Below are 6,830 nucleotides of genomic sequence, written 5' to 3' on the forward strand. Positions count from 1 at the left end.
TAGACAGCAACCTGCTCCGGTGTCCGCACCGTTTGTTCCTCCAGCAACTGGTAGATCGTCTTCTCGCGAGGCGAGTTGACCGCGGTGTCGTTGAACGCATGCAAAATCTGCTCCTTCTCCGCCCCGCTCACCAGCTCCAGCTCGTGTATGCGGATATCCGGGTTCGCCACAACCTGCTCCAGCAGATAAGTCAGGTGCGCCTGAATCCGCTGAACATCCGCTTCGTGGTAAAGCCGTGTGTTGTACTCAAAGCGGACAAGCAGGTTTTCACCCGGCGCGACAATCAGGTTGAAGTCGTAATTCGTTTGTTCGGCAATCTCCACGTTCTCGACCTTAAATGCGGCTTCTCCACTGCCGATCTGGCTCATTTGATCTTCAACCGGGAAGTTCTCAAATACCATAATATGGTTGACGAGCTCCTGCTTTTGCTCCGTCAACGCCTGAATTTCAAACAGCGGATACGAATCGTAATCATTGGATTCCAGGTACCGGCGCTGGACGCCAGTCACAATCTGGGTGAAGGTGTCGCCCGCCTCGCAGCGAATCCGCACAGGAACCGTATTAATGAACAAGCCAATCATTCGTTCAATACCCGGAATTTCCGCAGGACGCCCCGACACGACGCTGCCGAATACCGCATCGTTTGTTCCGTTGTATCTGTGCAACAGAACGCCCCAAGCGGTTTGCAGCAGCGTATGGACGGTGACCTGGTGCTGCCTGGCGTAGCGGTTGATTTGCTCCGTCAACGGCTTGCCCAAGTGACAGAACAGACTGCCGAAGAGCGGACCGGTCCCTTGCTCCCTGGCATTGCTTGAAGGCAGCAGCGTCTGCTCCCCGTATCCTGACAAATAGTTTCTCCAGTAAGCTGCCGCTTCGTCACGATCGCGCGCTTCCAGCCACTCGATATACCGGCTGTAAGGCGTGACCGGCTCAAGCTTTGGCTTGCGCTGCTCAAGGGCGGCAAAATACATCTCGAACACTTCTTCCGTAACCAGCGACAAGCACCAGCCATCCATCAAAATATGATGGGAACTCCAAAGGAAATGGTACGACTCATCGCCCGTGCGCAGTATGGATACACGGATCAAGGCGTCCCGGGTCAAATCGAACCCGCGCTGCCGGTCTTCGTGATGAAGGCGTTTAACCCTGAGAAGCTGCTCTTCCTCAGACAGGCCGCGTATGTCCTCGACGGCAAAATCCGCTTCTCTGTGACGGTACACCACTTGCAGCGGCTGTTTTCTCCAGCCGTTATACACATTCGTACGGAAAATTTCATGTCGCTGCAGCATGGCCTCGAAGCTTTTCCGGAAGGTCTCTACGTCGAAATAGCCGATAATATCAAAGGAAGTCTGTTCAAAATAAGCACCTGAGTCCTCGTCCAGTAAAGCATGGAACAGCATGCCTTGCTGCATCGGCGTAAGCACGTAAATATTTTCGATTTCAGCGATAGCGCTTGTATCTTTCACGATTAGCTCCAGCTCTTCTACGGTCATGCCGCGAACCGATACATCGCTAGGCGTCAGTGTCGGTGTTGTCTTCGCCGCGCAATGAGCGACGACTTCCCGCAGCGAGGACTGCAAAAGCCCGGCGAAGCGTTCCATCGTTTCCTTGCGGTATTGCTTGCGGCTGTAGCTGACTGTTAGGGAAAGAACACCCCCCGACACCAATCCGTTAATATCCAGGACAAAGGTTCTTACAGCCTTTCTGCTGATCTCGTCGCCGCTTGAATAAGGGGAAAACCGTAAAGAACCGTTCTCTAAATCCTGATCGAACTGTCCCAAATAGTTAAAGCTGATTTCCGGCTCCCACCCGGACTCTTGAGGCTCAAACAGTCCGGATAAATAACGCCAAATGCCGTATCCAATCCCCTTGTTCGGAATGCCGCGCAGCCCTTCTTTGACCGCAACAATGCTTTTTTGCAGGTTATCGTTCGCGCTCATGTCCAGCACAACCGGGTATTGGCTCGTAAACCAGCCGACGGTGCGGGAAATATCGATGTCCGGAATAACCGGCTCCCGGCCATGGCCTTCCAGGCTCACGGCAACACGGTTCATCCCCGTCCAGCGTTGGACGGCAAGCCCCAGTGAGGTGAGCAGCAAATCATTGATTTCGGTATTGTAGGCTTGGTTAGCATACCTTAGCAGCCGCTCCGTTTCGTGTTCCGTCCAAACGACGGTTATTGTATCGCTATCGCCCACCAGCGAAAGCTCTCCCTCATGATCCTTGGGCAGCGCTTCGAATCCCCGCTCTGTGACATTGTGCCAGTAGGCTTGCTCGCGTTCGATTTCAGGACCTTTGGCATACTGCGAAAGCTTCTCAGCCCAGAGCTGGAACGAATCCGTTTTTTGCGGCAGCCGGATCGGTTCGTCTTTTAGCGCCTGCTCATAGGCACTTGCAAGATCCTCGAATAAAATGCGCCACGATACGCCGTCGACCGCCAGGTGATGAATGGCGATTAACAGGTGGTCTCCGTCTTGGGTCCGGAACAAGCCAACCCGAACGAACGGCCCTTCTGTGAGCGAGATGCCGCTTTGAATTTCGTTAGCTTTCGCTTCTATAGCAGAGGCTAGGTCAACTTCACCGCTCATGTCGTATAAGTCGAAGCTGTACAGGTCGCCTTCGCGGGTACTGCGGTTCCAGGCTAACGGCGGCCCGTTCTCGGAGTAACGAATCACGATGCGGAGGGCATCATGATGCTCCACAAGACGGCTGATACTGCGGCGGAGCGCGCCTTCCTGAAATCCCTGCTCCCGATAAAGCAGGACAGCCTGGTTGTGATGATGGGGATTCGCGTATTCCTGCTCAAAGAACCACCATTTAACCGGTGTCAGCTTCACGGCTCCAACCGCTTCTCCTTGGTCGGCCATCCGCGTAATCGGCTGCACATAGGGACTCAACCCGCCGATCGTCGGGTTTTGGAATAAATCTTTGATCTCCAGTTTGTATCCACTTTGGTACAATCTGGATGACACTTGAAGCGACTTGATGGAATCGCCGCCCAGCTCAAAGTAGTTATCCCGGATGCCGACAGCCGGCACGCCAAGCACCGCTTGCCAAATCGAGGCGAGCGTGCGTTCCACCTCTGTGCGCGGTGCCTCGTAGTCCGCACCGGTGAGCAGCAGCCCGCCTTCCGGCTCAGGCAGCGCTTTGCGGTCCACCTTCCCGTTCGGCGTCAGCGGGAGCTTCTCCAGTTCTACGAGCTGTGCCGGCACCATATGTGAAGGCAAGCTTTGCTGCAAGTGCGCCTGCAGCTCCGCGATATCCAGCGGCTCGCTTGCCGCCGCATAGCCGCACAAATACTTTTGCCCGCGTTCGTCCGTCCGGTCAACCACAACCGCCTGCTTAACGCCTGCGAACTGCAGAATGGCGGTTTCGATCTCGCCCAGCTCGATCCGGTAGCCGCGAATTTTCACCTGGTGGTCCATTCGCCCGATAAAGTCGACGTTTCCATCCGACATCCAGCTCGCCAAATCCCCTGTACGGTACAAACGCTCGCCTTCAATGAAGGGGCTGGCGATAAACTTCTCCTCATTCAGCTCCGGACGGTTCTTATACCCCCGTGCCACCCCAGAACCGCCAATGAGCAGTTCCCCGGCTACGCCAATAGGAACCGGCTGCAGGGCCGCGTCCACGATATAAAAGCGGGCATTCAGCAAAGGTTTTCCGATTGGCACATTCCCGGCCTCCGGAAGCTTCTCCAGCGGCTCGTCGTAGTAGCTGGAGTCAATAGCCGCCTCCGTAACGCCGTATGCGTTAATGATCCGCACGTGCGATCCGTAGCGCTCCTGCAGGCGCCGATAGTCCTTTACGCTGCAGCTATCGGAGCTTGTGATTAAGAGCTGCAAGGTCGAGATGTCCAGCGATTGGCTGGCGATATGCTCCATCATCGGCACGATGAGCGCAGGCGTCGATTCAAACACGGTGATGCCGTAATCGCGAATCCATCCGTAAAGCCGCAGTGGATCGATCCGGTCCTCCTTCGGCACGATCACCATCAGACCGCCGTTATACAGCGCCCGCGCAATGTCGCCCACGAACACGTCGAAGGAAAAGCTCGCCAATTGCAAGAGCCGCACCGGAAACTGGTCCAGCCGATAATCACGGCGGTATGCGATAGCCGTATTGATATAACTGCCGTGCTCGATCATGACGCCTTTCGGCCGCCCCGTTGTCCCGGACGTATAGATGACATAAGCCAAGTCTTGCGGCACGTTTTGGTTCGGCAAATTCGACGCATCGGCGTCATAAGATGCTTCTTCATCCAGGCAGAGCACCGTTTGCAGCTCGCCCCCTTCGGCCAGCCATTCCTGAGCGCGCTCCTTAAGCTGTGTTTGGGTGAGCAGTACTATGGCTCCGCTGTCCTGAAGCATAAATCCGATGCGCTCCGACGGATAATCCGGGTCAAGCGGCACATAAGCGCCTCCCGCTTTCCATACGCCTAATACGGCTACAAGCAGGTCCGCGGAACGATCGGCCAAAATGCCGACGACGGACTCCCGGCCAATACCAGCCGTCTGCAAGGTGCGTGCCAGCCGGTTCGCCCGTTCATTCAGCTCACGGTAGGTCAACTGCGCATCGCCCGCCACAACCGCCACCTGCTCCGGCACGGCTGCCGCCTGCTTCTCAAAGTACACGTGGAACGGCGTCGCCAGCAGATGCTCCTGCCCCTTGCCGCCGTCTCCGCTGAATGCTTCAAGCAGCTCAGCCTTCTCGTCGCCCGTCATGATTTCAATGTCGGCCAGCTTCGCGTCCGGATTCTGCACGACCTCTTCAAGCACCCGCAAAAAATGACGGGCAAGCCGTTCCGCCGTCTCCCGGCTATAGAGGGCTGTCGCATACTCCAGCGTAAATGTAAGCCCTCTCTCATCGAAATCGGCCTCGAGCGTGAGATCAAACTTGGCAATCGCGCTGTCCACCGGGTACCCGGAGAAATGCACATCATGTAAAGCCGTACCTTTAGCCTCCGCATTCCTCAGCTCGAACATCGTATCGAACAGCGGGTTGCGACTCATATCCCTTCTTACATTCAGCTTGTTCACGAGCTCTTCAAACGGATAGTCAGGATGGTCAAATGCACCAAGTGCTTGCTCCTTGACCTCGCCCACATAATCCAGAAAGGTCTTGTTTCCGGACGGATAATTCCGCATAGCAAGCGTATTGACAAACATACCGATGATCGGCTCCAGATCAGCGTGATGCCGGCCCGCCACCGGCGTGCCGACGACCACATCCTCTTGGCCGGTATATTTATGGAGCAGCGTCGTGTAAGCCGCCAGCAATACCATATATAAGGTGGAACCCGAACGCGAAGCCAACTTCTGCAAACCTTCGCTGACCGAAGAATCCGCAGCAAAGCTGATCTTATCTCCGGCAAAGCTTTGCACGGCAGGTCTTCGGTAATCCGTCTTGAGATCCATCGTCGGAATATCGCCTTGGAACGCTTGCAGCCAATACTGCTCCTGCTTGCTCCATTCCTCCGACTGCATTCTCTCCTGCTGCCAAACGGCATAATCTTTATACTGAATCCGTAAAGGAGCCAGCTCATCCCCGTTGTACAAATGGGCCAGCTCATCCAAGAACGTGCGCAAGGAAACGCCGTCAGACACAATATGGTGCATATCGACCAATAACAGGTGACGGTCCGCCGACTGGGTAAACAATCGGGCCCGCAGCAAAGGCGCTGCGGCAAGATCGAACGGGCGTACAAACTGGTGAAAGAGCGTCTCGACATCTTTTCCATCGGCCCCTAGGCGCTCAAGGGTAAAAGCCGCCTCGCGCTGCACGCGCTGCACCGGCTCGCCGTCTATAAGATGAAAGCTCGTCCGCAGCGACTCGTGGCGTGCAATCAGCTTGCGGAACGCGTCTTCCAAACGGTCCGGCTGCAGCGGTCCCTCCGCGATGACCGCACCCGACATGTTATAGCCAAGCTCTCCGCCTTCCAGGTTGCTCAGCACATAGAGCCGTTTTTGCGCAGAAGATACCGGATAATAGTCGCTCTCCGGAACGTTCGGAATGGCAACGAGCACCTTCGTTTCCTTGCTTTCGATCGTCCGCGCCAATTGCTCTACCGTCATCGCCTCAAAAACTTCGCGCAACTCAAGCTGCTTATTCATTTCTTTATGAATGCGCGCAGCAAGCGTCGCCGCACGGAGCGAATGCCCGCCGATGTCGAAGAAATTGTCCTTGACGCCGACCTTCTCAAGCCCCAACAACTCCTGCCAAATCCGTACAAGCTGCTCTTCCGTCTGCGTGCGTGGGGCTACATAAGCCTGGCCGGACTGGACGCTTGCTTCGGGTGCCGGGAGCGCTTTGCGGTCGATTTTGCCGTTTGCCGTCAGCGGCATCCGCTCGACCTGCATGAAGTACGTCGGCATCATATAGCTTGGCAGCTCCTTCGACAGCGCCTCGCGCAATTCGCCTGCCGTCAGTTCCTGCGATGCCACAAAGTAAGCGCACAGCAGCTTCTGGCCTTGGCCGTCATCGCGCGCCACAACTACAGCCTCCTGCACCGGGTCGACGCGGAGCAGTTCGGTCTCCAGCTCGCCCAGCTCAATCCGGTAGCCGCGGATTTTCACCTGATGGTCGATCCGGCCCAAGTACTCGATGTTGCCATCGGGCAGCCATCGGGCCAAGTCGCCGGTCCGGTACATCCGCTCGCCTGCCACAAACGGATCAGCCGTAAATTTCTCCGCCGTTAATTCCGGACGGTTTAAGTAGCCTCTTGCCACCTGCACCCCGGCGATGCACAGCTCGCCTGCCACCCCGACCGGCTGCAGCTGCTCCGTGCCTTCCTTCAGGATATACAGCCGGGTATTGTGCACCGGCTTGCC

At 56.3% G+C, this 6,830-nt stretch carries 1 protein-coding gene; it reads right to left on the reverse strand.

Features of this window, described 5'->3' with window-relative positions; all coding sequences use genetic code 11:
* The coding region (locus KQX66_RS36225; protein ID WP_216798362.1) for a non-ribosomal peptide synthetase at positions 1-6,830 on the reverse strand (6,830 nt) is incomplete at both ends.

The organism is Paenibacillus oleatilyticus, assembly GCF_018998565.1.
GTDB lineage: Bacteria > Bacillota > Bacilli > Paenibacillales > NBRC-103111 > Paenibacillus_G > Paenibacillus_G oleatilyticus.